General features: G+C 76.0%; 1 protein-coding gene and 1 pseudogene. Both read right to left on the bottom strand.

Annotation, left to right across the window (positions count from 1 at the left end):
- A pseudogene (locus tag PHA29_RS10490) lies at positions 1-908 on the bottom strand (hypothetical protein); the annotation flags it as partial.
- A 67-nt stretch (positions 909-975) separates the two neighbouring features.
- Entirely contained in the window at positions 976-1,449 is a 474-nt protein-coding gene (gene purE / locus PHA29_RS10485) for a 5-(carboxyamino)imidazole ribonucleotide mutase (RefSeq protein ID WP_270405040.1), read from the bottom strand.
- Between the last annotated feature and the right edge of the window lie 227 nt (positions 1,450-1,676).

Here is a 1,676-nt window from a genome sequence, read left to right as displayed (position 1 = left end):
CGGGCGGCTGCGGGACGGTCCGCGACCTGGGGCGCGGAGGGCGTTGCGGCGCGGGGCGCCGACGGAACGGTGGACGGGGCGGGCGCAGGGGCTGGGGCGGATGCGACGGCACCTGCGGGCGAGGGCGCGGGGGCCGGGGCGGGCGCCGAGCCCGTCGCCAGCGAGATCCACTGCGCGGTGTCCATGTTCTTGAAGGAGTCCCCCGCCGGCTGCCGGACCGACCCGAAGCGCGCCGAGGGCTTCGCCGCGCCCGCGGCCTCGCCGAGCTTCGCGAAGCGGCTGCCCGCCGGACGGTCCCCCGCCTCGGGATCCTGACGGGTGAGCGAGGAGCCCGTGTTAGGCGAGAAGCGCTTGCCCGCCGGGCGGGGCGTCCAGGCGGGGACCTCCGGTGCGGCGGACGCCGCGGGCGCGGATGCGGCCGGGACCGCCGCTGCGGGAGCCGGGGACGACACCCGGGCGGACGCAGGCACGGTGGCCTCCCCCGTCGACGGGCGGGTGGCCGGGGCGGGGCGGGAGGCGGCCACCGATGCGGGCGCGGAACGCATGGGGCCGGAGGGACCGACCGAGGGCGCCGATGCGGCGGGACGGGCCGCCGGGGCGCCGCCCTGGGCGGCGGGCGCGGAGGCCGGGGCCGCGCGATGGGTCCCGCCCTGTGGCCGGCCCATCATGCCGGCGAAGGTGTCCGCCGGGCTCCCGGCGTGCCAGGATGCGGCCGGCCGGCTGCCCGAGAAGCGGGTCCCCGCCGGTGCGGGAGCGTCCGCGATGTCCGCGTCGTCCGCCCCGGAGCCGCCCGCAGCCGAGCCGCCGCCGGAGAAATGCGAGCCCACGGGCACCATGCGGGTGCGCGGGGCGGGAAGCGAACCGCCCGCGGTATCGTCTAGTTCTTCGATGTCGTCGAGAAACGCCATGCGACCGCCCTTCTCATACCGGAACGCGGCGCAGGACCTCCCCGTGCCGCCTCGTGCGAACGACCCGCTACGCCTCGGCCATCTCGCGCTTGAGGTCCTCGACCACGGTGCGGTACTCCGGCATCGTGGCGCCGAGGATCTGCGTGGCGTAGATCGCCGCGTTCTTCGCGCCGTTGATGGCGACGCAGGCCACGGGCACCCCGGAGGGCATCTGGACCATGGACAGCAGCGAGTCGAGACCGCCCAGGTCGCTCGTCTTCATGGGGACGCCGATGACCGGCAGCGGGGTGAAAGCGGCGACGACGCCGCCCAGGTGCGCCGCCTTGCCGGCGGCGGCGACGATGACCTTGATGCCGCGGTCGGCAGCGGACGCGGCCCACTCGTGGACCTTGTCCGGCGTGCGGTGCGCGCTCGCGATCACGAGCTCGTAGGGGACGCCGAGGCGCTCGAGCTCGGCGGTGCAGCCCTCCATGGTGGGAAGGTCGGACTTCGAGCCCATGATGATGCCGACGAGCGGGGTCTTTTCTGCGGTGTCTGCCATATGCGGCCTCCTGTCGAGTACGGCGGCGCACCGGCGCGGGCGCACGCAGGCGCCGGCGCGTCCCTTGACTGCAAACTGGGTTCCAGTATAGCCGCGCCGGGCAAGGCCCATGCAAAGCCGGGGTCATCTCGTCAGGTTTTCCGCAGCGCGGGGATATCCGGGACCGCTGCGTTCGGGGGCGGGGCCGTCGGGCCGCGCCCGCGATCCGGGACGGCGGGCGCGGCGCA

Origin of the sequence: Candidatus Collinsella stercoripullorum, assembly GCF_027669965.1 — a bacterium.
Classification (GTDB): Bacteria; Actinomycetota; Coriobacteriia; order Coriobacteriales; family Coriobacteriaceae; genus Collinsella; species Collinsella stercoripullorum.
Note: the sequence above shows the minus strand (reverse complement) of the source record. Positions and strands in the feature narration are given on the sequence as shown.

Excerpts from the sequence above, each read along its gene's own strand:
- purE (WP_270405040.1), bottom strand. The coding sequence starts at position 1,449 with ATGGCAGACACCGCAGAAAAGACCCCGCTCGTCGGCATCATCATGGGC.